Genomic DNA, 22385 nt, shown 5'->3' on the forward strand with positions numbered 1-22385 from the left:
ATGACGCAACCAGGTCGCGCGCTGATCGGAACGTCGGGCTGGTCGTATGACGACTGGGACGGCGTCTTTTATCCCCGCGGGGTGAGCGGAACGGAGCGCCTCACCCACTATGCCACGCGCTTTAAGACCGTGGAGATCGACTCGACCTTCTACGCCATCCCGGCCCGCAGCACGGTGCAGGGCTGGTACGGGCGCACCCCCGACGACTTTATCTTCTCGGCGAAGTTTCCCCGCTCGGTGACCCACGAGGCGCGGCTGGTGCACGCCGGCGAAGACGCGATGCGTTTTGTCGAGACGATGAGCGAGCTTGGCGAAAAGCTCGGGGTGCTGGTCCTTCAGCTTCCGCCGAGTTTTTCGATCGAGGAGTTCGACGCGCTGGCCAACTTCTTTGAGGGGCTCCCCGACGGCTACGCCTATGCGGTGGAGGTGCGCCATCGCTCGTGGCTCGTCGATGCGTTTGCCGACCTGCTCAAACGCTGGCGCGTCTCGGTGGTGCTGACCGACGGGGAGTATCTGGAGCGCTTCTGGCGGGTGACCTCGCAGATTTGTTACATCCGCTGGCTGGGGCATTGGAACGCGTTCGAGCATTTTGATCGGGTGCAGGCCGACCGCAGTGACGAGCTCGCCTGGTGGGTGCCCCGCATCCAACATTTTGTGGAGCGCGGTGGCACCGTGCTCGGCTACGTCAACAACCACTTCTCCGGTCACTCACCGGCGACCGCCGATCAGCTCACCGAGATGCTCGCGCCCTGAAGCTATAAGGAAGGCGAAAGGAGCGCGCCGGGGCAGATTGACAGCGCGCGCCGGGGTGGGGCATACCAACGGCGGTCTTCGCTCGCCAAACAACCGAGGGTTTCACGATGTCCGTTGCCAATGTGTTTGAGTTAAACAAGTGTCTCGATGACTGCATCCGCTACTGCGAGGAGCACGCCGATCGCCAGCATAGCGCGATGTTCGGCCCGCGCCTTCGTAAGGTGCGCGCCAACTTTGAGGAGGCGCTCAAGTCCACCGACCGTCAGTTTACGCAGTGGCGTATGGAGAGCCGCGACGACAAGCTGGCCTGGAAGCACCTGGCCAAAGAGCTGCGCCAGACTCAGGACAAGCTCGCGCAGGTGGGTGCGGTCGGTTACGACCCGGAGCGTGTGATGTACTGGTCGACCGCGCTGCTGATCGACGCCGTCAAAGAGATGATCGTCTACCTGAACGAGCGCGCCGAGCAGATCGAGTTCGCCTCCGGTCAGGCCGAGCGTCTTGAGCGCATGATGGATAAAGCCACCGGTGAGGCCAAAGAGGAGAGCTCGGCCTTCTCCAACTACCAGCGCTTTGCGACGTTGCGCTCCGATGCGTTCAGCGACGTGTCCGACAGCCTGAGCAGCTTCCGTCAGGTGCTGCGCCGCGAGCTTGGAAAAGACAGCGCCGACTACCAGTCGATCCGCTGGCCGCTGACGCTCTCTCCCGACGAGACGGTGCTCTGAGCATGACCGTACCCTTCGACATCAAGGGCTGCGTGGCGCTGGTCACCGGCGCAAGCCGGGGCATTGGCCGTGCGTGTGCGCTCCAGCTCGCGCAGGCCGGCGCCATCGTCTACGCCTGCGCCCGCAGCGAAGACGCCCTCCGGGAGCTCGCTGAAGCATCGGAAGGCGTGCGCGTCTGCGTGCTCGATCTTCGCGATGAGGTGATGGTCGAGGAGCTGGCCTCCGAGATCATGGAAGCCCACGGTCGTCTCGATCTGCTGGTGAACAACGCCGGCGTGCTCGGCCCGCGTGCCTCCCTCGACCAGACCAGTGCCGAGGCGTTGCGTGAGGTGCTGGAGATCAACGTGGTCGGGGCGTTCAACGTGCTCAGCGCGAGCTATCCGGCGCTGCGTGCTGCGTCCTTGCCGCGCGTCATCAACCTCTCGTCGAGTGTGGGACGGAAGGGGCGCGCGCAGTGGGGCGCGTACTCGATCTCGAAGTTCGGGTTGGAGGGCTTAAGTGAGATTGCCGCCGACGAGCTCGGTGAGGACGCGGTGGTCGTCACGTTAAACCCGGGCGGCACCGCCACCGATATGCGGGCTGAGGCGTATCCGGACGAAGATCCGGAGACCCTGCCTTCCGCCGAGGACGTCGCGCAGACAATCGTGCTGCTCGCCAGACAGCTTCGCGCGGACCTTAGCGGCAAGCGCTTTAGCAGCCGCGCGCTCTTTGATCTGGCGAAGGAGAGCTCGGACGACGTGGTCGAGCTTCCGACGGATTAAGGGGTCGTTTTTTGTAATTGCAACGAAGCATGAAGGCTCATCCGAGAGGGTGGGCCTTTTCGTTTAGGTTCGCGAAAGGCTTGTGACCCCCTCGCCCCCCTGGCCGCGCCTATCGTGAAAGGCTTGAGTTTTTTTGGCCCCCCCGGGCGTTGCCTATCGTGAAAGGCTTGTGACCCCCTCGCCCCCCCGGGCGTTGCCTATCGCGAAAGGCTTGTGACCCCTCTCGACCCCCTGGCCGTGCCTATCGCGAAAGGTTTGTGACCCCCTCGACCCCCTGGCCGCGCCTATCGCGAAAGGTTTGTGACCCCCTCGACCCCCTGGCCGTGCCTATCGCGAAAGGCTCGTGACCCCCTCGACGCCCCGTTCGGGGTATGTCGATCGCGATTCCAGGCCCTCGCCCCGTGACGTTTACGATGCCCGGGCCTGGGACGAACGACTCAGCCGGCGCCCGGGGGAATCAGACGGCTTCGGCGGGCGCGGCGGTTCTGGATGAGCCCCTCGGTGGTGAAGACGACAAGACCCAGCCAGATAAAGATGAAGCCTACCAGGCGCGTCAGGGTCAGGGGTTCGTTGAAGATGAGTACACCGATGAGAAACTGGATGGTGGGTGCCAGGTACTGCATCACCCCGATCACCGTCAGCGAGAGGCGGCGGACGGCCGCGGCAAAGAAGAGCAGCGGCATCATCGTGGCGGCGCCCCCGCCGATCAGGAGCAGCTGCGTGCTCAAGGGGCCGCTTAGAAGGTGGCCCTCGCCAGTCCACTCCCAGAAGAGCATGAAGCCCAGGGCGGGCAAAAAGAGCAGGGCGCTCTCCAGCGCGACGCCTTCAATTGCGCCCTGGCGGGCCTTCTTTTTGATGAGGCCATAGATGGCAAAGGAGGCCGCCAGGCTCAGCGCAATCAGCGGGAGCTGGCCATAGACCACCGTCAGGTAGACGACGCCAAAGGCGGCCAGGCCGATGGCCATCCACTGGCCGCGGCGAGGACGCTCACCGAGGATGAGCGCACCGAGCACGACGTTAATCAGCGGGTTGATGAAGTAGCCCAGCGCGGTCTCGACGATGTAGCCGGCGTTGACCGCCCAGATGTACATTCCCCAGTTAAACGCCAGAAAGATCGAGGCAGCCAGGTAGGTCAGGAGCGTGCGCGGGGTCAGCTCGCGCACCCAGGCCCAGCGCCCGCGCACGCCCAGGATGATTGCGACAAAGCCCAGCGACCACACCATGCGGTGCGAGAGGATCTGCATCGCCGGGACATGTTCGAGGTACTTCCAGTAGATGGGGAAAAAGCCCCACATCAGGTAGGCGCCCAGGGCAAAGCCCAGGCCGCTGCGTAAGGTGCGTTCTTCGTGGGACATGGTCGTGGAGGGGGAAAGCGGGAGGGGGCACAGGAGGTGCCAGAAGACGGCGCCGGGGAAGGCGGCCAGGAGAGGGGGCAAGTGCCCGTGGCAACGCTTAGATGCGCACGGGTTGAGTTGGCAACAAAAGAATGCCCCGGCGACCATCGGGTCACCGGGGCATAAAGCACGCACACGCGTTGCGCCTTAGCTCACGTTGCAGAAGACCTCGTAGTCGATGAAGCCCGTCCACTCGGCGTCTTCGCCACAGAGCGAGCACTCCGGGTCGCGACGAAGCTTGAGCTCGCGGAACTGCGACTTAAGCCCGTCAAAGGTCAGCAGGCGCCCGGCCAGGGGCTCGCCCACGTCGACGAGAAGTTTGATGACCTCAATGGCCTGCAGCATTCCGATGACGCCGGGGAGCACGCCGAGGACGCCGGCCTCCTGGCAGCTCGGGGCGAGCTCGGGGGGCGGGGGCTCCGGGTAGAGGCAGCGGTAACAGGGGCCCTGGTGGGGCACAAAAGAGGTGACCTGACCTTCGAAGCGGTAGACCGAGCCGTGCACGTTGGGGATGCCCAGGTGCACGCAGGCGTCGTTGACCAGGTAGCGCGTGGCGAAGTTGTCGCCGCCGTCGACCACCACGTCGTAGCCCTCAAAGATCTCCAGGACGTTCTCGCTGCTGAGCCAGGTCTCGTAGGTGCGCACGTCGACGTCGGGGTTCAGCGCGTTGATGCGAGCTCTGGCCGACTCGACCTTGGGCGTGCCCACGCTCTCGTCGGTGTGCAGGATCTGGCGCTGGAGGTTGGAGCGGTCGACGACGTCGTTGTCGATGAGCCCGATCGTGCCCACACCGGCCGCGGCCAGGTACATGGCCACCGGGCTGCCAAGGCCACCGGCGCCGAGCAGCAGCACTTTGGAGTCAAGCAGCTTGCTCTGCCCCTTCTCGCCAATCTCCGGGATGATCAGGTGGCGGCTGTAGCGGGTGAGCTGCTCGGGGCTCATCGATTTGGGGATGTGCACCGGGTAACCCGAGCGCTTCCAGGCGGTGAAGCCGCCGGCCATCGATTTCACATCGCTGTAGCCCAGCTCCTGAAGGGAGCGGGCCGCCAGGGCCGAGCGGGTGCCGCCGGCGCAGTAGAGTACAATCGGCGTGTCGCGTCTGGGGACGGCGGTCTCGATCTTCAGATCGAGCTGGCCGCGGGGGATGAACTCCGCGCCTTCGATATGGCCGTCAACAAACTCTTCGCGCTCACGCACGTCGATGATGACGGTGGGGTCGTCGGAGGTTTGCAGGGCGCGCACCGCGTCGGTGTCGGTCTCGGTGATCGTTGCTTTTACGCGCGCGATGAGCTCGTCAAATGTAGCCACAATGAACTCCTGAAATGGCATGGGTCGGGGGGCGAGGCATCAATTTCCGGGAGGGGAACACCGGGGCTCGCCAGGTTATTCATACTTCGTGGGTGTGGATTGTTCAACGGGTGGATTCATCGTCGGATCGCCGTCGTTTTTCGCGCTCCTCCAGGGTGTCGCGGAACTCCTGGATGTCCTCGCCGGCGTCGTCGATCGCCACGCGCCCCTGGATCTGGGTCAGGGTATCGCGAAGCTGAGGGCGAAGCGGGCGAGGCAGGGAGGTGGCAAGCTCCTGCAGCTCCTCGATCAGGGTAGGGTCGGCGAAGAAAGCCAGGGCCTGCAGCGCGGCGATGCGCAGATCGTCGGGAGCGTCGTCGTCGGTGACGAAAGCGAGGAGGTTGGCCCGGCCCGCCGCCGATCGGCGCGTGCCCATCGCGTTGAGCGCCTGCCGGCGGAGCTCGCCGGCCAGCGACGGATCTTCGGTGAAGGTGGCCGCCACGGTGGGGTGGGTGCCGCGGGCGATGGTGAGCAGCTCGGCGTCAATATCGGGATCATCGCGCATGCCGAGCATGCTCACCAGCTGCCGCAGCACCGAGGCGCGCAGCCCGGGGATGGCCATGGTCTGATCAATGGCTGCGCGGGAGACCGGGCGACGGTAGTGACGCAACGCGCGCAGCGCCACCGGCACGCGCTCCCCGTTGGGGTGCTCCACCAGCAGGCGCTCCAGGTAGGGTAGCGCGTCGGGGTGGGCGGAGGCAGCCAGGATGTCGAGGCCGCGATGCAGGCCGGTGTGCCAGCGTTCGCGCTCCACGTAGTCGATGACCGAAGGTGTGGCGGGCTCGGCGTCCTCTCGGGCGCCGATGGCGCCAATGGCGGCGATGCGCACGTCGGGGGAGGCGTCGTTGAGGGCGCGCTCCAGGGCCTGGCGCGCCTCGTCGCCCGGGTAGCGAGTGAGCGCGCTCGCGGCCGCGGCGCGAACGAGAGGATCGGGGTCATTGGCCAGAAGATCGCTGAGATGCTTCACGCCCTGAGGGTGCAGAAAGGCCCCCAGGGCCTCGATGGCGCGGAGGCGGTGACGTCGCACCTCGCTCGTCTGGGCCAGCTCTAAGAGGGCGTTCACGTCGTCGAGCTCGCCGGGCTCATGGGTGAAGTCGCGTCGGGCGATAAGCCCGATGGCGCTGAGAGCGTCTTCGGTTTTGGGGCTGTTGGGCGCGACTTCGGCCGCTTCGATGAGCCGGGGGAGCATCGCCGGGCCGCCGGAGGCCACCGCCCGCACCCGCTCGTTACGCAGGCGGTCGGGGCCCTGGCCAAACGCGCTGATCAGGCGCTCCAGCTGGATGGGAGAGCCGAGCCTGCCGATCAGGCGCACGGTGTCGACGTATTTGCGTTCGGTGGGGTTGAACGTGTCGAGGCGATCGAGCAGCGGGTCGGCGGCGCGGCCGCCGTGGGCGGCGATGGCGCGTTGGGTGGCGCGGTAATCGACCGCGTCGGTGCGCACCCGGCTTAAATGCGCCATCAACGTGGGCAGGGCGTCTTCGGAGGGTTGGGTGGCCAGCATGGGCACGGCGCGATCGCGGGCGGTGGCGTCATCGCCGCGCAGCACCTCATCAACGGCGTTTACGGCGGCCGAAGGGATGCGTGTGGTCATGCGCGCGAGCTGGTCACGGCGCTGGGCCTGGGGCTCGCGGATGACCTCATCGACGATCTGGCGCGCGGTTTCATCTTCGGTGGGGGCGTCGACCGTCGAGGTCAGCGAGAGCTCGGAGATGGCCACCGAGCGACCCAGGCGGCGGCGCTCTGCCTCCGGGGCGCGGGCCATCGCGCCCGGCTCCGAGCCGAGAATCATCGCCGAGAGGCAACTGGTGTAGACGGGTTCCGGAAAGGTGACGTAGAGCCCTCCAGCCTCGAAGAGCTCCTCTTGTGACACCTCAGGGAGGGTGACGCGAAAACGAAGTCCGTCACTCAAGCCGATGAGCAGCTCGGTGGGGCGAGCGTAGCTCTCAAAATGCTCGGCGGAGCGGCCGTGCCCGGGGAAGATCCGCAGGCCCCGAATCGGCACCGCCGTGGTCACGTTGGCGCTGACATACTCGCCACGGCCACCTTCGCCGCTGCCTTCGATCCAGGCCGTCTTCAGGTCGGCGTCTCCCAGTGAGATGGGGCGCGCGGGCAACCCACCGACCGGAGCGCCGCGCACGTCGCTGCTGGCCAGCGCCCAGCTGAAGATGTTGGTGGTCAGCGGGGCGTGGAAGGGGCGCTCCGGGAGCGACGCCTCCAGCTCAATGGCCTGCTGCAGTTGAAGATCGATGCGATCGCCGGCGACAAAGCGGCCCTGGTCCGGGTCGAAGATCTCAAAGCCGCGATCCTCTTCTTTTTGCAGGCCACAGAACTTTGTTCCGCGTGTGCCGTCAGCGCGTACAAGCGTTGTGGTGTCGGGGGCGTTTGCGAGGGTGCGAAACCCCAGGGAGGCGCCGCCGTCGAGGCGGGTGTACTGCCCGCGGCCTACCACCCCGCAGCTCCAGCCGGTGGAGCTGTTGGCGCGCTCAACCCACATCGCGACCTGGTAGACCGGAGGATCGAGCGGGCCGCTCTGGTGGTCGGCGCGCGCCTCCAGGATGAGCGCGTGGCCGCGCTCAGTAAGTTGTCGCGTCTGGATCTCGAAGATGTAGAAGTTCTGACCGACCTCCTCGGGGAAGGTCGTGCGGCAGATGGCCGAGGTGCGGCCCGGGCCGCCGGCGAGCTCGACGTTCCAGATGCGCTCATCGGCGTCGGCGCGTTGGTAGATGTTGAGCTGAAGGTCGGGTCGGCGCTGCTCCAGCTCGACGGTCTCACTGAAGCGCTCGATGCGCTCCGGTGCGGTGATCTGGGCGCTCAGAGGCGGCGCGTTCGTCAGCAGCAGGGTGGCGACCACAAGCCCTGAAGTCAGGGGCGTCAGGCGCGGCATAGGCAGGCTGTCGATGAGGGAGGGCGCGCCAGAGGGCGACGTGAACATGAACGATCCAGGGCATTGGGGCGCGCGGTGGAGGTCGGCGATTTTTTGACACCCCGTCGGGGCGCTCTTACCGTCGGGGCGGAGTTTGAATCACGCGTTATCAGGACGTCGAATGGACATCATCACCAAAACATCCCCCCGGGTCGTGCTCGCCAGCGGCTCACCTCGCCGCCTGGAGCTGATGCAGCGTCTGGGGTTTGAGCCGCTTGTTTACAAGAGCGACATCGAGGAAGTACCCCGCGCCGGGGAGTCGCCCGAAGCATATACTCTGCGACTCGCCAGGGAAAAGGGCGAGGCTGTGGCGGATGCGCTGGCGGACAACAGCGAGCTGCCCGGGTGGGTGCTCTCCGCCGACACGATCGTGGTGTTCGATGGCGCGATCCTGGAGAAGCCGGTCGATGAGGCCGACGCCCGCGCGATGCTCGCCAGGCTGGCCGGAAACGAGCACGAGGTCATCACGGCGTACTGCTGGACCTGGCGCGCGCCGGGCCAGCCGGTCGATGCCCGTGTCTCGAAGGCGGTGGCGGTGCGCGCCAGCGTGTGGATGCGCGAGCTCACCGAGGAGCATATTCGGCGCTACGTCGCCAGTGGCGAGCCGATGGATAAGGCGGGAAGCTACGGCATTCAGGATCTGGGCAGCACGCTCGTGCGTCGGATTGATGGATCGTACTTCTGCGTGGTGGGCCTTCCGGTCTGTGAGGTTGTGGAGACGCTTGAGGAGCTCGGCGGGCTCAAGGGGTTCCCGCTATGAGCACCCCGGCGGACATCGATCGTGAGCTGTTGAAGTCACGTCTGGACGAGGTGGAGGCGCGCATTGGCGCTGCCTGCGAGCGGGCCGGGCGCGAGCGTGCCGAGGTGACGCTCATCGCCGTGAGTAAGACGCACCCGATCGAGGCGATCGAAGCGCTGGCGGAGCTTGGCGTAAGCGACTTCGGGGAGTCTTACGTGCAGGAGTGGCAGGAGAAGGCCGGCGAGCTCGAAGACAGCGTGCGCTGGCACTTCATCGGTGGGCTGCAGTCCAACAAGGCACGTTTTGTCGCTGGCGAGGTCGCGCTGATTCATTCGGTCGATCGCAAGAGCCTGGTCAAAGCGCTCGCGCGTCGCACTGACGAGCCCGTGGATGTGCTTCTGCAGGTCAACATCAGCGGTGAAGACAGCAAGGGCGGGGTGGAGCCCGAGGCCCTCAACGACTTTTACGCGAGCGTGGTCGCCCGCCAGGAGTTGCGGGTGCGCGGGGTGATGGGCATGGCCCCATACGCCGAAGATCCGGAAGATGCACGCCCCTATTTTCGGCGCCTGCGTGAGCTCTATGAAGGGCTTGTCGCGTACGCGCAACACCACGCCCCGCAACGGGCCGGTGAGCTTCGGGAGATCTCGATGGGCATGTCTGGCGATTTTGAAGTGGCGATTGAAGAGGGCGCGACGCTGATTCGTGTGGGAAGCGCGCTCTTTGGAGAGAGGAATTACGATGCATGAGCCTGATGACACGCCCGAGACAAGCGCGCAGGCCGACACTGAGAAGTTGGTCGTGCCCGCGATGAGCGATGAGACGCCGAGCTTCGATACGCGCCTGGAGGACTACCTTGTGGTCCTCATCGGCTGCGGGAAGATGGGGCGCGCGCTGGCCGAGGGCTGGATCGACAGCGGCGCGCTCGATCCGCGCCGGCTGGTCTGTCTGGATGCCCACGAGAAGACGGCGCAGGATCTGGCCGACGATTTGAACGCGCGCGAAGCCCTGCCGGAGATCGAGCTCGATGAGAACGATCAGCCCACGCGGCGTCCGCGCCTTTATGTGATCGCGGTCAAACCCGGTGACGTGCGCGCGGTGCTGGAGGCGCGTTACGAGGAGTTCACCGACGAAGACACGATCATCTCGATCGCCGCAGGCGTGAAGATTGCCTCGATGCGTCGCTACGCCGGTCCGCTGGCCGGGATGGCGCGCGCGATGCCCAACACCCCCGCGCTGGTGGGCGCCGGGGTGACCGGCGTGATGGGCGACGGCACCGTCGATATGGCCGCGGTCGGCGCGCTCTTTGAGGCGGTCGGCAAAGTCGTGCGCATCAAAGACGAAGATCATTTTCACGCGCTCACCGCCATCAGCGGCAGCGGTCCGGCCTACATTTTCACCGCGGTGGAGGCGCTCGCGGACGGCGGGGTCTTTATGGGCCTGGACCGCAAGACCGCCATTGAGCTGGCCAGCGCGGTGATGGAAGGTGCGGCGCGGCTGGCCCAGGAGCGCAGCTACGTGCACACCGCGGAGCTCAAAGATCAGGTGGCCAGCCCGGGAGGCACGACCATCGCGGCGCTGGTGGCGCTGGAGGAGCACGGCTTTCGCCACGCGCTGATTCGCGCGGTGGAGGCTGCCGCGCGCCGCAGCGCCGAGCTCAGCGATGAGGTCTCCGAGCGACGCATCGAAGAAGAAGGTCCCATCGGATAGATGGATGTTTGCACCACCCCACGGGAGCAGGGCAGCACCCACGTCAACGCCACGGATGAGGTAGAAGATGTTTAAGTTCAGCGCCGATGATATCGCCAATCAGTCGTTTCAGTCGAAGTTCCGAGGCTACGACGCCGACCAGGTTCACGAGTTTTTAGAGGGGCTCGCGCGTGAATGGCGCCAGGTGCAAGACGCCGTGCGCCGGATGCAGGATGAGCTCGATGAGCAGACCCGTGAGCTGCGCGATTACCGCCGGCGAGAGCGCAGCCTGGTCGAGGCCCTGGAGATGGCCCGGCAGGTCGCCGAGGAGATCCGCCATCAGGCCGATCGCGACGCCGAGCTTGTGCTGGCGGAGACCGAGCTCAAGGCCGAGCGCATGCTCACGCGAGCCGAGCAGAAGGTCGGTCAGCTGCGCTCAGAGATGCTGGAGCTGCATCAGCATCGGGTGCGCTTTCAGAGCGAGCTCAAGAATATGGTCGAGAGCTATGGCGCGATGATCGCGCATTTTGAGAAGCGCGCCGAAGGCGTGGAGGTGCTGCCGCCGATCCCCGGCCACGCGCCGAGCCCGGTTTCGCCACGCGCCGAAGAGAGCGCTCAGGCTGCCGAGAGCGAGGATGGCGAGGAGGTTGAGGACGACGCGCTTGTCGACGAACGTCCGCGCCGCCACACCTCCCCGGGGATGATGGCCGGCTCGAGCACCTCGCACTGATCACAGGGGAAGGGGGGGCGCCAGGAGATCGTTTGGTGATTGGGCCGATGTGCGTACCTCTTGGTGCGGCGCATCGCGCAATGATTGCGTGATGCGCGCCCAACCCTGTGATCTTCGAGGTCGATGTGAAGTTGTTGCGCGCCCCCCTTGTTGCGATCCTCCTCTCTGCATTCACGATCTTCAGCGCGCCTGCTTTCGCCGAGGTGATGCCCGGGCTTGTCAGCCGCCCGGGGGCCGAGGTCGCGCTGACCTACCACTACCCCGAGCCTTTTGAGCCGGCCATCAACCAGCTCGACGCCGAGGCCACCGAGGTGGTTGAGGCGCTGGAGCGCCGCCTGGGCCTCGACGCGCTCGAGGGCGTCGACGTCTACCTGCTGCGCGACATGAACACCTATTTTGAGTGGCAGGAGGCCGACTACCGCCCGTCGAGCTGGGCGGTGGGCCTCTCGCTGAGCGACCGCTCCACGGTGTTGGTCAAGCACGGGGTGGGCTCGGCGGCCGAGCCGGTGGATATCCGAAAAACCTTCATTCATGAGCTCGCGCACGTGGCGGTGGACCGCGCCCGCGCCGGACATCATGTGCCGCGCTGGTTCAACGAAGGCTTTGCCGTGCTGCACGCCGAGGAGTGGACGCCCGAGCGCAGCGACACGCTGACGCGGGCGGCGTCGACCGGCAGCGTCATGGCGTTTTCGGCCCTGGACCGCTACTTCCCACCCCACCATCAGTCGGTATCGCTGGCTTACGCGCAGAGCTTCCACTTTGTGCGCCATCTGGAGCAGCGTTTCGGCGAAGACTTTTTTGCCGAGGTGATGGCCCAGGTGCGCCAGGGAACGCCTTTTGCGGAGGCGGTGCACGTGAGCAGCGGGAGCACGCTCAGCGCGCTGGAGACGCAGTGGAGGCAGGAGTTGGAGGAGGGCGCCTCATTCTGGGCGATCCTGAGTGACGTCAACGCCCTTTTTTTTGGCGCCTCCTTTCTTTTCCTTGTAGCGTTCGTGGTGCGCGTGATGCGTAAGCGCCGCCAGGCGCAGGCGATGGTCGACGATGACGACCCCGGGCCGTGGGATTACGACCCGTCGCTGTACCCCTTGCCTGGCCAGGATCGCTAAGCACGCGTCGCGCCAGCTGCCACGGACGGCAGCACACGCAGGCTTCGACACGAACGACGATTGCAGCCAGGAGCTAAGGATGGCTCAGAGCATCTCCGACGTATTCTCTCGCGCCCATGACAGCGACCGAACGCAGCGCCGGACCGCGCGTTTTGTCGCGCCGAAGTCCGACGAGGCGCCGCCGAGCGCGGCCCAGACTCCCACGCTGAACTTAAGCGCTGGCGAGGCCGATGAGGCCCGCCGCGCGGCGTTTCGCCCCCGCGAGAGCGTGGCGCTTCGCCGCGATGTGCTCGAAGCCTTTGTGGCCGCCTCGCTGGCCGATCGCGCCCACGTGGAGGGTGACGACGCCGAAGTGGCCCACCGCCACATCGAGGTGGCCCGTGCCTGTGAGGCGCTCGGCGATTTTGAGCGCGCGCTCGAGATGTTGCGCTGCGCCGGCATTGGCGAGGTGATGAACTGGGAGGTCGGCCATCTGGTGCGCCGCCTTCGCCGCGCGCTGGGCGATGATGAGGCCGTTATCGACGCCCTGGAGCGCGCGCTGGCGCTCCGGGACCAGCCCACCTGGGCACCGGTTTATGTGGAGCTGGAGCTGGCGACGACCCGCTGGATGCGTGGCGCAAGCCCCGACGAGGTGCTTCGCGGCTGCGAGCGCGCCACAGACGACCGCGAGGGTCGCGCCTGCCTCGACATCTTTGCGGCGCTCTGGGCGTTGCACCTTCGCTGCGACGCGCTCCTGGAGCGTGGCGAGTTTGAGGAGGCGCTCTCTGCGCTGGAGAAGGCCGCGCGCCTTCCCGAACTTTCGGTGGATATCCGCCAGGCGTTGGAAGCGCGCCGGGCGGTGTGGCTGCACGTGTTTGGCCGCCACGATGAGGCCCGCGACCTGCTCAACGATCTGGCCAACCAGGGCCAACTTCCCGGCGATCTCGACGATCTGCTGGTGAGCCTCTGCTTTGAGTCCGGTGAGGTGGGGCGCGCCTTTGGTGTGCTGCGTCGATCCGCCCGCCAGGAACTTCGACAGGGGGTGCACGCTGTGCCCCTGGCGATGTTGCACCTGACCGCCTCGGATCATCCCGCCGCCGCCCGCGATGTGCTGCGCCAGGGCACCGAGCGCGAGGATGACTGGACGCTGCTGCGCCTGCGTGAGCACCTTCTTGAAAGTGAGCCCGAAGCGCAGGGGGGCGGGGGATCTGAGCTGATCGACGTGCTCAACCGCCGCCTGGAAGGCCCGCTCTCGGTGAGCGAGCGCGTCAGCACGCTGACGCGCCTGGGCCGCCTCTACGAGGTTGAGGCCGGGCTGGCCGAAGCGGCCGCCGAGGTCTACCGCGAGGCGCTGAGCTACGATCCTCGCCATGTGCCGGCGCTGCGCGCGCTGGGGCGGCTGTACACCCGCCGCGAGAACTGGCGCGGGCTGGCCGACCTCTACGAGCGCGAGATCGCTTCGGCGCAGGCGACCTCCGGCGCCTGGCGCCGCCATTTCCAGCTCGCTGAAGTCTACGAACATCGCCTGGAGCGCGATGAGCGCGCCCTGGAGCACTACCTGCTGGTCCTGGAGGTGCGCCCGAATTACCTGCCCGCGCTCAAGAGCGCGGCGCGCATCCTGAGCCGCCTGGAGCGCTGGACCCAGCTCGCTGACCTATTTCTGGGGCTGGTGGAGGTTGCGCCCTCGCGCCGTCAGAAGCTCTATCTGCTCGATAAAGTCGCTGAGGTGGCCGAGCAACAGCTGAAAAACTATGAGGTCGCCATTGGCGCCTGGCTGGAGATTCTTGCGCTCGACGAGAGCAACCCGCGCTGCTTTGCGGCGCTCGGGCGTCTCTACGCGCGGACCCATCGTTGGGAGGAACTCATCGCGCTGAATGAGCGCGAGATCGCGCTTATCGACGATCCGGAAGAGGTCGCCGCCACCTGGCTTCGCAACGCCGAGGTGGCCGAGCAGCAGCTCGATGATGTGGTGCGTGCCGAGCGCTATTACCGCCGCGCCCTGGAGGAGCTCCCCGACTTTTTGCCGGCCCTCGAAGCGCTGGGCCGAATCTACATGCGGGGCTCGCGTTGGGACGAGATCGTGCAAATGACGGGGCGAGAGCTCCACACCATCACCGATCCTCGCGCGGCCGCCCGCCAGCTGGGCGCGCTCGCCGAGCTTCTGGAGACGCGCCTGGAGCGTCGCGATGAGGCCATTGCCATCTACGATCAGCTGCTGGCAATGAACCCCGCTGACAGCCACGTGTTCAACGCGCTGAGCCGACTTTACCGCCAGAGTGGAGCGTGGACCTCGCTGGAGGCGCTCCTGCTCAACCGTCTGGCCCACCTCAGCGGTGCGGCGGAGCTGGCGGCGGCCTGGGGTGAGCTGGCGATGATCGCGGAGTGGCGTCTCAACCGCCCCGACGACGCCTGCGCCCGTTACCTGGAAGCGCTGCAGGTGGAGCCCACCAACACCCACTGGCTGGGCGGGGTGGCGCGCACCTGGAAGCGCGCCGGACATGCCCCGGAGGCGATCGCCGACCAGCTCGAAGATCTCTTGATGCACGCCACCGAGGCCACGCTTCGGGATCGCTACTTTATGGTGATCGCGCGTCTTCGCGAGCGCGCCGAGGTCTCTCCGGATGCCAGCCGCGCGTACCGCGCACACGGCGCGGCCGAGAGCCTGGAGAACCAGATCGTCTTGCGCGTCGCGATGGCCTGCGCGGCCGAGCGCGCTGAGCTTGCGCAGGCGCGGGTGCGCCTGCCGCATCACCCGCTGCAGGCGCTGGTGGCGATGGGCCGACACAACCTCAACGCCTGGGAGCGCGACGCGCTGGCCAGCGACGCGTTCGAGATGTTGCCCTCGGCGGCGCGAGCCTTCCTCAGCCAGGAGATCGAGCTGACCAGCGCTGCTGCGGCCACCGACCTCTCGGGGCTCAGCGCCGATCTTGTCGCGGTGCTCCAGGGCCAGGAGATCTTTGCGCAGAATCCTGGCGAGTCGATGTCGCCTGCAGAGCAGCGCCTGCGCGCGCTTCAGGCGCGACGACTTCAGGAGCACGCCCACTACCTGAGCTGGACAACCCTGGAAGCCGACGCGCACATCAACCCCCTGGTGCGCGCCTCGCGCCGCCTGGAGATGGCCCGTTACGCCTCGCGTCACGGGCTCGCCGGCGCCGATGATCTTTATACGCTGGCCTGTGAGGCGACCTTCCCCGAACTGGTCGAGCACGAGGGTCCGACCTTCGTTCCCGAAGGTGAGGCCGAACTCGATCGCGCCGACGAAGCGTTGATCGCAACGATCCCGGCCGACTGCGCGCATATCGAGGCGCTCTACGCCGCGCTCCGAGAGACCTCCCGGTGGAACCTGCTGCGCCGCTGTCTTCAGGCCCATGTCGGACGTGAAGGCTTGAGCCAGACCCGCCGCCTGGAGCTCTTTGAGGCGCTGGCCACGCTCTGCGCCGATGAGCTCGCCGACTACCCGGGCGCGCAGCGCGCGCTGACGACCTGCTGGCAGATCTCCGAGGATGCGGCCTACCTGCGCTCGCTGGTCGAGCTGGCGTCCCGCTTTGAGAAGATCGATGACGCCATCGACTTCCAGCGCCGTCACTTCGAGTGCATCACGATGGACGATGAGCACGTCGTCGAGGAGCGCATTCAGTCGGGCTACTGGCTCGGACGCTTGCTGATGAGCGTCGGCGATGAAGCGCATCTGGAGCAGGCCATCGACTGCCTCGAAGACCTCGTTCACGACTATGAGGGGCTGGAGGCCCTGCACCGCGCCGAGCGCCTGCTGGCCCGTGCCCACCGCCAGGCGGGCAGTGGCCGTCGCGCCGCCGAACTCTACGAGCGCGTGCTCAAGTTCCAGGTCATCGGCGAGGAGCTCGAGGACTGGCGGGCGCTGGTCGATGTGCGTCACCGCCTGCTCGACGATGTCGCCGGTGCCTACACCCTGCAATGGCAGATCGTTCGCGCCTTCCCCGACTCCCGCGCGGATCTTGATCTGCTGATCGACCTGGCTGCGGAGGCCGGAGAGGTCGCGGATTGTGTGGAGCAGCTCGCGCAGCTCTCGCATGCCACAAGCTCTCAGGCGAAGATCGATCTTCTGGCGCGCGCGGCCGAGGCCGCCGACGAGGAGCTCGGTCATGTCGAGGAGGCCGCCCGCTACTTCGAGCGCCTGATCACGCTCTGCGAGGGTGACGCTGAACGCTCGGCCTACTTCCGTCGCCGTCGCGCCTTCTGTCTGGCGCGCATGGCGGGGCGTGAGGCGCTGGCAATGAAGGCCTTCCGCGAACTTCTGGCTGAAGAGCCCTTCGAGCCGACCAACTACCGCGGTCTGGAGACGCTCTTTGAGCGCGCGCAGGCCCACGATCGCCTGCGTCTGACCCGTCAGACGCTGCGCGCGCTGGGCGCAAAGGTGGAGCTGAGCGAAACACGCACCAAGACCACCCCCTCGCGCGCGGTGGACGCCGAGCTGGTGGAGCGCCACCTGATCGACGACGCGCTTCGCGGCGGGGTCTTCCAGGCGCTTCAGGCGACGGTGCCCCTTGCGGAGCGCGTCTTCTCGGAGACCCTGCCCCAGAAGAAGGCGCTGGATGGCCAGCGCCTGCGCGCCGGCGATCATCCGGTCTATGACGCGATTGCGGATGGGTTCGCCGCCATCGGCGTGGTGAAGTTCCGCCTCATTGTGGGCGACAGTGGTCCGGAGCACCCGGTGGTCTTCGCCGAGAGCACCCCCACGGTGTGGCTCAATGAGACCCTGATTGAAGGCCTCAGTGATGCGGGTCTGCGCTTTGTGGGCGGCTATTGCGCCGCGCTGGTAGTCAGCGATCTCGCGCCCCTGATGAGCCTGGATGGGCGCCAGGTCTGGCATCTGATGGAAGGCGTCACCCTGCGTCAGGTCGGCCGCGGCTTCACCGATCGCGTGGATCTGCAGAGCCAGGAGCTTGGCGAGCAGGTCGGCAGCCCCTTCCACAGCCCGGCGCGTCGCCGTGTGGCCCAGGTGATGGAGGCACATGAGGGGCTTATGGATCGCCTCGCCAGCGCCCACTGTGAGGCCTGGGGGCGCAACATCGACGCGTTTGCGGCGCGTTTTGGTCTCTTGATCTGCGGCGATGTCGCCGCCGCCGTCGAGGCGATGCTTCGTCTGGAAGGTTGGGGCATGCCGCTGGACGAAGTCGCCACGCAGAAGCGTATCCGTCATCACGACGGCGTGGGCGCGCTGGTCGCCTTCGCCCACGACGACGCCTTCCTGGAGCTGCGCTACCGCCTCGGGCTCGCCGGCCGCCCCAGCGCGCTGGAGATTTGAACCGCTGAAAACGGGCTAAGAGGCCCGCGACCTTCACGACATTCAACGCCCCGGAGAGATCCGGGGCGTTTTTTTACGAGGCGTACCCATAAAGATTAGTCTTGCCTAAATCTTTTATGGGGTTAGATTAAGTTCACAGGTGGGGCCGACTAAGTTTCGCCCCGGCGCATATGGTAGGCGCCGCAATGGCCTGTGAGGCTTTTTAGGATGACAATGAACTCTCTATTTCTGCGCACACTCCTGGCGTCGATCGTTGCCCTGGGATTTCTGAGCGGCTGCGAGCGTGACACCCGAGTCGCCGACGAACGCCCGGTGGTCGTGGCGACCACCACGATGCTCGAAGACCTCACGCGCGAGCTCGCCGGCGACGATGTGCACGTGGTCGGGCTGCTCTCTGCGGGAGCCGACCCGCATATCTACCAACCGCGTCCGGCCGACGCCCGCCAGATCGCGGAGAGCGACCTGGTGGTCATGAACGGGCTTCTTCTCGAGGGCTGGATGGAGGGGCTGGTACGCCACGCCGGTGGCGAGCGGCCGATCCTTGTGGTGGGCGACAGTCTTGAGAAAGAACGGCTGATGTCGGTGGAGGGCGCGGTGGACCCGCACTTCTGGTTCGACGTGGCGCTCTGGCGACAGGGTGGCGAGGAGGTCGCTCAATCTCTGCAGAATCTTTTTGAAGAGGGCGACGCGCGACGCGCTGCGATCGCCGCCCGACACGCCGACCACGACGCGGAGCTTCAGGCGCTCGACGCCTGGGTGCGCGCCCAGCTGGCGACCGTCCCCGAAGCACAGCGCGTGCTGATCACCAGCCACGATGCGTTCGGCTACTTCGGGCGCGCCTATGATTTGGACGTCGAGGCCATTCAGGGGCTGAGCACCGAGCAGGAGGCCAGTCAGCGCGACGTCATCAACATGATCGAGGTGGTGCGCGAACGAAATGCGCCGGCCGTCTTTATGGAGTCTTCGGTCGCGCCCGGGCTCATCGAGCAGGTCGCCCGCGAGACGGGCGCGCGCATCAGCGGCCCGCTCTACTCCGACAGCCTGGGACCGGAGCAGAGTGGGGCGCACACCTACATCAAGATGGTGGAGTCCAACGTGCGACTCATCACCGGAGCGCTGGGCGGCAACCCCGAAGCCTTCAAGAGCCGCGCGAAACGCACCGCTCCGAAAGATGCTGAGGAGAGCGACGCATGAGCGCCGGCGACGCGTTAACCATTCAACATCTCAACCTCTCCTACGGCGCCGAGCGCGTTGTGGAAGACGTCAACGTGAAGCTAAAGCCCGGGAGCCTGGTGGGCATCGTCGGGCCCAACGGAGCGGGGAAGTCCACGCTGATCAAGGCGATCGCCGGGGCGAAGGAGCCCGACAGCGGCACGATCACCATATGCGGTGAGGAAGGGCGGCGCGGGCGTAGGCATCTGACCTATGTGCCCCAGCGTGGCGAGGTCGACTGGGACTTTCCGATCACCGCCGAAGAGGTGGTGCGTCAGGGGCGCTTTGCGCATGTCGGCCTGTTGCGTCGCTTCCGCGGCGACGACAAAGCCGCGGTCACCGACGCGCTCCAGGCGGTCGCGATGACGGCTTTGAAACATCGCCAGATCGGTGAGCTCTCCGGTGGGCAGCAACAACGCGTCTTTCTGGCGCGAGCGTTGGCCCAGGGCGGCGAGGTCTTCCTGATGGACGAGCCCTTCGCCGGCGTCGATGCGGCCACCGAGAAGGCCATCGTCGAGGTCTTACGCGCGCTTCGCGATGCTGGAAAGACCGTGGTGGTCGTGCACCATGACCTGGTCACGGTGAGCGACTATTTCGACGAGCTGGTGCTGCTCAACCGCACCATCATCGCTCAGGGACCGACCGCCGAGGTCTTCACGCCCGACAACATGCGCGAGACCTACGGTGGCAACCTCGCGATCTTTGACCGCCGCGACGCGGTCGCCGTGGTGGAGTAGGGCGATGGAGACGGGCAGTACCGACATCTTCTTGAGCCGCGCCGCCGAGTTCTTTTCGTTGCAGTACGACTTTGCGCTCTATGCGTTGCTGGCCGCGGTGCTCGTCGGCGTGATCTGCGGGCTGGTGGGCACCTTTATGGTGCTGCGCGGCATGTCGCTAGTGGGCGACGCCGCCGGGCACGCCACGCTGCCCGGGGTGGCCATCGCGTTTTTGCTCACCGGCACCAAGAGTGCGCCGGCGTTGCTTCTGGGCGCGCTCGTCAGCGCGGTGCTCGGCGCGATGACGATCACCTGGATCAGCCGAGGCCCGCGGGTGCGCGCCGACGCCGCGATCGGCATCGTGCTCTCGACCTTCTTCGGTCTGGGGATCGTGCTGCTCTCCTATATCCAGGCCTCACCCACCGGGCAGCAGGCCGGGCTCTCGGAGTATCTCTTTGGCAATGCGGCGGCGGTCACTCCCGCACAGATCGGGGTGGTCGCCCTGGCCGGGGCGGTGCTCGTTGTTCTGGTCGGGATCTTCTACCGACCGCTCTCTCTGATGGTCTTTGATGAGCGCTTTGCGCAGTCGCTGGGGCTGCCCACCCACTGGCTGGAGCTGGGGTTGATGTCTGCGCTGGCGGTGGCGGTGGTGCTCTCGATTCAGGCGGTCGGGGTGATTCTGGTGGCGGCGATGTTGATCATCCCCCCCTCGGCGGCGCGCTTTCTCTCCAAAAAACTCCCCGGCGTGATGGTCGCGTCGGTCGTCATGGGCGGCGTCAGCGGGGCGCTCGGCGCGATGCTCTCCTACGTGTATGAGGGCGTGGCCACGGGCCCGGCGATGGTGCTGGTGGCGGTCTTCTTCTTCGCGCTGGCGCTGGGCTTCGGCCCGGTCGGGGGCGCGTTGCCCCGGGCGCTACGCCGCCGCCGTGCCCGTCAGAGAGCGATGCCCGGAGGTGCGCGATGAGCTTTCTGATCGAGCCCTGGCAGTGGGGGGATTGGATGTGGCGGGGCATGCTCACGCTGAACCTGGTGGCGATCACCTGCGCGGTGTTGGGCGTCTTTTTGTACCTGCGTCGCATGAGCCTTATCGCGGACGCTCTGGCGCACGTGGCGCTGCCGGGCATTGTGATGGCCTTTCTTGTCACCGGCTCGCTCGACGGCGCGTTGATGCTGGGTGGCGCGGCGGTGGTGGGCCTGTTTACGGCGGTGGCCATTGAGTGGGTCAGCCGTCAGCCGACGGTGCGCAGCGACGCGGCCATCGGTGTCGTCTTCACCGCGCTCTTTGCGCTGGGCGTGATCCTGCTCTCGACCCGGGTGCGCGACGCGCATATCGACACCCACTGCCTGCTCTTCGGCGATGTGCTCGGGGTCAGTGACCGTGCGCTGAGCCTGGTCGCCTGGAGCACGCCGCTGATTCTGGGGCTGGTGGCGATCTTCTACCGCTGGCTGGCGGTGAGCAGCTTCGACGCGCGCTTTGCGCTGGCGCTGGGCGTGCCGGTCGCTGCGCTGAACTACGGGCTGATGAGCGCGGTCACGGTCACTGCCGTCGCGGGGTTTGAGGCCGTCGGCGCGGTGCTGGTCATCGCGTTGATCATTGTGCCGGCGGCCACCGCGCACCTGCTGGCGCGCAACCTTAAGGCGATGCTCGCGATCAGCGCCGCCCACGGAATCATCGCCAGCTGGGCCGGTATGTACCTGGCCATCGGCCTTAACATCTCGGCGGCCGGTGCGGTGGTCGTAGCCGGAGGCGTGCTCTACGCGTTGGCCTTTCTCTTCGCGCCAGAGCATGGTCGCGTCTGGCGCTGGCGGCGACGCGCGCTGGCCACCTCCGGGCCGCCCCGGCCCTTGTCGCCTTCGGGGTGATCTGTTAGACCCCGCTGGAACTCAATCCCTCGCTTCGGATGATGCGTCGATGCCTACGATTTCGGTCGAAAACTACCTCAAGGCCGTCTTTCATCTTCAGGGGGAGGCCGAGGAACGGGTCAAGACCAAGGCGCTCGCTGAACATCTCGACATCTCACTGCCCTCGGTCACCGGGATGCTCAAGTCGCTGGCGGATGAAGGGCTGGTCGACTACCTGCCTTACCGCGGCGCGCTGCTCACCGAGGCCGGCCGTCGGATGGCGCTGCGCGTGATCCGCAACCATCGCCTCATTGAGGTCTTCTTGATGAAGACCCTCGATTACAGCTGGGATGAGGTTCATGCCGAAGCCGAGCGCCTGGAACACGCGGTAAGCGACACCCTTGTGGCGCGCATCGAACAGGCGCTGGGCTTTCCCAAGTTTGATCCCCACGGCGACCCTATCCCCAGCGCGGATGGCGAGATCTCCCGACGCGACGTGATGCCGCTGAGCGTCGCCACGGCCGGCATGCGCGTGCGTGTGGAGCGCGTGCTCGACCAGACCCCGGAGGTGTTGCGCTACCTCGATCGCATCGGCCTTCGGCCCGGGGGCCTTGTATACGTGCGGGAGGTGCTCAGTTTCGATGGCCAGATGTTCCTGACGCTCAATGATGAGGACGTCTCCGTCAGTGAGAGCCTCGCCGCGAAGATGCTGGTCACCGAAGTGGAGCCCCCGTGAGTGAGGCGTACGCCCTGAGCATCCGAGTGGAGGACGCGCCCGAGAAAGCGACGTTGCTCTATGACGCGGAGTGTGGATTTTGCACCTACTGGGCGCGGCGCTGGGCGATGAAGATCGGCGACGCGCTTCAAATCGTGGCGTTGCAGAGGCGCGGCGATCGTTTTCACGCCATATCGCAGCGCGATCTGCTGGAGGCGATTCATTTGGTGGATGTCGAGGGGCGAGTCTGGCGGGGGGCGGCTGCGGTCTATAAGGCGGCGTCGTTGCGCGCGCGGTACCGGCTCCCCTGGTGGATGTACCGCTACGTGCCGGGGTTTCGGCAGTTAAGTGAGTGGGTCTACCGCCTGGTGGCCAACAACCGCATGACGGCCTCCCGCTTGACGCGCTGGATGCGGCGCGAACTTCCTGACGATGTACCGAAGTAGATCGGTGTGTCTGATGGGGCGTTCGCAGTT

18 protein-coding genes are annotated in these 22385 nt (G+C 66.4%); 15 read left to right on the forward strand and 3 right to left on the reverse strand.

Annotated elements, in window-relative coordinates; translation table 11 throughout:
* The 3 genes from FRC96_RS19820 to FRC96_RS19830 all read left to right on the forward strand — a co-directional run bounded on the left by FRC96_RS19820 (nucleotide 1) and on the right by FRC96_RS19830 (nucleotide 2236).
* Nucleotides 1-753 carry a DUF72 domain-containing protein gene (locus tag FRC96_RS19820; protein ID WP_146977156.1) on the forward strand — a complete coding sequence of 251 codons (753 nt, stop codon included), beginning with the start codon at nucleotides 1-3 and terminating at the stop codon, nucleotides 751-753.
* 107 nt (nucleotides 754-860) lie between these two features.
* The gene (locus FRC96_RS19825) at nucleotides 861-1475 is read left to right on the forward strand and encodes a hypothetical protein (protein ID WP_146977158.1); all 615 of its coding nucleotides are present in this window, start codon (nucleotides 861-863) and stop codon (nucleotides 1473-1475) included.
* Between the two features lie 2 nt (nucleotides 1476-1477).
* The gene (locus FRC96_RS19830) at nucleotides 1478-2236 is read left to right on the forward strand and encodes an SDR family oxidoreductase (protein WP_146977160.1); all 759 of its coding nucleotides are present in this window, start codon (nucleotides 1478-1480) and stop codon (nucleotides 2234-2236) included.
* A gap of 437 nt (nucleotides 2237-2673) precedes the next feature.
* Here FRC96_RS19830 and rarD read toward each other — a convergent pair whose 3' ends face one another.
* From rarD to FRC96_RS19845, 3 genes are all read right to left on the reverse strand, one after another.
* A complete protein-coding gene (gene rarD, locus FRC96_RS19835; RefSeq protein ID WP_146977162.1) occupies nucleotides 2674-3591 on the reverse strand; it encodes an EamA family transporter RarD in 918 nt (305 codons plus the stop codon).
* A gap of 186 nt (nucleotides 3592-3777) precedes the next feature.
* On the reverse strand, nucleotides 3778-4941 hold the full coding sequence (moeB, locus tag FRC96_RS19840) for a molybdopterin-synthase adenylyltransferase MoeB (protein ID WP_434006984.1): 1164 nt from the start codon (nucleotides 4939-4941) through the stop codon (nucleotides 3778-3780).
* A gap of 100 nt (nucleotides 4942-5041) precedes the next feature.
* The gene (locus FRC96_RS19845; protein ID WP_146977166.1) at nucleotides 5042-7909 is read right to left on the reverse strand and encodes a HEAT repeat domain-containing protein; all 2868 of its coding nucleotides are present in this window, start codon (nucleotides 7907-7909) and stop codon (nucleotides 5042-5044) included.
* Between the two features lie 112 nt (nucleotides 7910-8021).
* Here FRC96_RS19845 and FRC96_RS19850 point away from each other — a divergent pair, with 112 nt between their 5' ends.
* The 12 genes from FRC96_RS19850 (at nucleotide 8022) to FRC96_RS19905 (ending at nucleotide 22355) form a co-directional block, all read left to right on the forward strand.
* On the forward strand, nucleotides 8022-8660 hold the full coding sequence (locus tag FRC96_RS19850) for a Maf family protein (RefSeq protein ID WP_146977167.1): 639 nt from the start codon (nucleotides 8022-8024) through the stop codon (nucleotides 8658-8660).
* On the forward strand, nucleotides 8657-9385 hold the full coding sequence (locus FRC96_RS19855; protein ID WP_230470502.1) for a YggS family pyridoxal phosphate-dependent enzyme: 729 nt from the start codon (nucleotides 8657-8659) through the stop codon (nucleotides 9383-9385). Before FRC96_RS19850 ends, FRC96_RS19855 begins: the two co-directional genes overlap by 4 nt.
* A complete protein-coding gene (proC, locus tag FRC96_RS19860) occupies nucleotides 9378-10346 on the forward strand; it encodes a pyrroline-5-carboxylate reductase (protein ID WP_146977169.1) in 969 nt (322 codons plus the stop codon). Before FRC96_RS19855 ends, proC begins: the two co-directional genes overlap by 8 nt.
* A 67-nt stretch (nucleotides 10347-10413) precedes the next feature.
* The gene (locus tag FRC96_RS19865) at nucleotides 10414-11055 is read left to right on the forward strand and encodes a DivIVA domain-containing protein (protein WP_146977171.1); all 642 of its coding nucleotides are present in this window, start codon (nucleotides 10414-10416) and stop codon (nucleotides 11053-11055) included.
* A gap of 125 nt (nucleotides 11056-11180) precedes the next feature.
* Nucleotides 11181-12161, forward strand: a complete 981-nt coding sequence (locus FRC96_RS19870) for a peptidase MA family metallohydrolase (protein WP_146977173.1) — start codon at nucleotides 11181-11183, stop codon at nucleotides 12159-12161.
* A gap of 79 nt (nucleotides 12162-12240) precedes the next feature.
* A complete protein-coding gene (locus FRC96_RS19875) occupies nucleotides 12241-17424 on the forward strand; it encodes a hypothetical protein (RefSeq protein ID WP_230470503.1) in 5184 nt (1727 codons plus the stop codon).
* Between the two features lie 213 nt (nucleotides 17425-17637).
* Complete coding sequence (locus FRC96_RS19880; RefSeq protein ID WP_230470504.1) at nucleotides 17638-18618, forward strand: metal ABC transporter substrate-binding protein; 981 nt, start codon at nucleotides 17638-17640, stop codon at nucleotides 18616-18618.
* A complete protein-coding gene (locus tag FRC96_RS19885; protein ID WP_146977177.1) occupies nucleotides 18615-19373 on the forward strand; it encodes a metal ABC transporter ATP-binding protein in 759 nt (252 codons plus the stop codon). Before FRC96_RS19880 ends, FRC96_RS19885 begins: the two co-directional genes overlap by 4 nt.
* 4 nt (nucleotides 19374-19377) lie before the next feature.
* Entirely contained in the window at nucleotides 19378-20316 is a 939-nt protein-coding gene (locus FRC96_RS19890) for a metal ABC transporter permease (protein WP_146977179.1), read from the forward strand.
* Nucleotides 20313-21215: a metal ABC transporter permease gene (locus FRC96_RS19895; protein ID WP_146977181.1), complete on the forward strand. Its 903-nt coding sequence runs from the start codon at nucleotides 20313-20315 to the stop codon at nucleotides 21213-21215. The genes FRC96_RS19890 and FRC96_RS19895 overlap by 4 nt, the downstream gene beginning before the upstream one ends.
* 49 nt (nucleotides 21216-21264) lie before the next feature.
* Nucleotides 21265-21930 carry a metal-dependent transcriptional regulator gene (locus FRC96_RS19900; RefSeq protein WP_230470505.1) on the forward strand — a complete coding sequence of 222 codons (666 nt, stop codon included), beginning with the start codon at nucleotides 21265-21267 and terminating at the stop codon, nucleotides 21928-21930.
* Complete coding sequence (locus FRC96_RS19905; RefSeq protein ID WP_146977184.1) at nucleotides 21927-22355, forward strand: thiol-disulfide oxidoreductase DCC family protein; 429 nt, start codon at nucleotides 21927-21929, stop codon at nucleotides 22353-22355. The genes FRC96_RS19900 and FRC96_RS19905 overlap by 4 nt, the downstream gene beginning before the upstream one ends.
* The last annotated feature ends 30 nt before the right edge of the window (nucleotides 22356-22385 follow it).

Source organism: Lujinxingia vulgaris (assembly GCF_007997005.1).
GTDB lineage: Bacteria > Myxococcota_A > Bradymonadia > Bradymonadales > Bradymonadaceae > Lujinxingia.

What these genes read in the sequence shown, in the direction of transcription:
- FRC96_RS19820 (WP_146977156.1), top strand. Translation starts at nt 1, where the DNA reads ATGACGCAACCAGGTCGCGCGCTGATCGGAACGTCGGGCTGGTCGTAT.
- FRC96_RS19825 (WP_146977158.1), top strand. Translation starts at nt 861, where the DNA reads ATGTCCGTTGCCAATGTGTTTGAGTTAAACAAGTGTCTCGATGACTGC.
- FRC96_RS19830 (WP_146977160.1), top strand. Translation starts at nt 1,478, where the DNA reads ATGACCGTACCCTTCGACATCAAGGGCTGCGTGGCGCTGGTCACCGGC.
- rarD (WP_146977162.1), bottom strand. Translation starts at nt 3,591, where the DNA reads ATGTCCCACGAAGAACGCACCTTACGCAGCGGCCTGGGCTTTGCCCTG.
- FRC96_RS19845 (WP_146977166.1), bottom strand. Translation starts at nt 7,909, where the DNA reads ATGTTCACGTCGCCCTCTGGCGCGCCCTCCCTCATCGACAGCCTGCCT.
- FRC96_RS19850 (WP_146977167.1), top strand. Translation starts at nt 8,022, where the DNA reads ATGGACATCATCACCAAAACATCCCCCCGGGTCGTGCTCGCCAGCGGC.
- FRC96_RS19855 (WP_230470502.1), top strand. Translation starts at nt 8,657, where the DNA reads ATGAGCACCCCGGCGGACATCGATCGTGAGCTGTTGAAGTCACGTCTG.
- proC (WP_146977169.1), top strand. Translation starts at nt 9,378, where the DNA reads ATGCATGAGCCTGATGACACGCCCGAGACAAGCGCGCAGGCCGACACT.
- FRC96_RS19865 (WP_146977171.1), top strand. Translation starts at nt 10,414, where the DNA reads ATGTTTAAGTTCAGCGCCGATGATATCGCCAATCAGTCGTTTCAGTCG.
- FRC96_RS19875 (WP_230470503.1), top strand. Translation starts at nt 12,241, where the DNA reads ATGGCTCAGAGCATCTCCGACGTATTCTCTCGCGCCCATGACAGCGAC.
- FRC96_RS19880 (WP_230470504.1), top strand. Translation starts at nt 17,638, where the DNA reads ATGAACTCTCTATTTCTGCGCACACTCCTGGCGTCGATCGTTGCCCTG.
- FRC96_RS19885 (WP_146977177.1), top strand. Translation starts at nt 18,615, where the DNA reads ATGAGCGCCGGCGACGCGTTAACCATTCAACATCTCAACCTCTCCTAC.
- FRC96_RS19890 (WP_146977179.1), top strand. Translation starts at nt 19,378, where the DNA reads ATGGAGACGGGCAGTACCGACATCTTCTTGAGCCGCGCCGCCGAGTTC.
- FRC96_RS19895 (WP_146977181.1), top strand. Translation starts at nt 20,313, where the DNA reads ATGAGCTTTCTGATCGAGCCCTGGCAGTGGGGGGATTGGATGTGGCGG.
- FRC96_RS19900 (WP_230470505.1), top strand. Translation starts at nt 21,265, where the DNA reads ATGCCTACGATTTCGGTCGAAAACTACCTCAAGGCCGTCTTTCATCTT.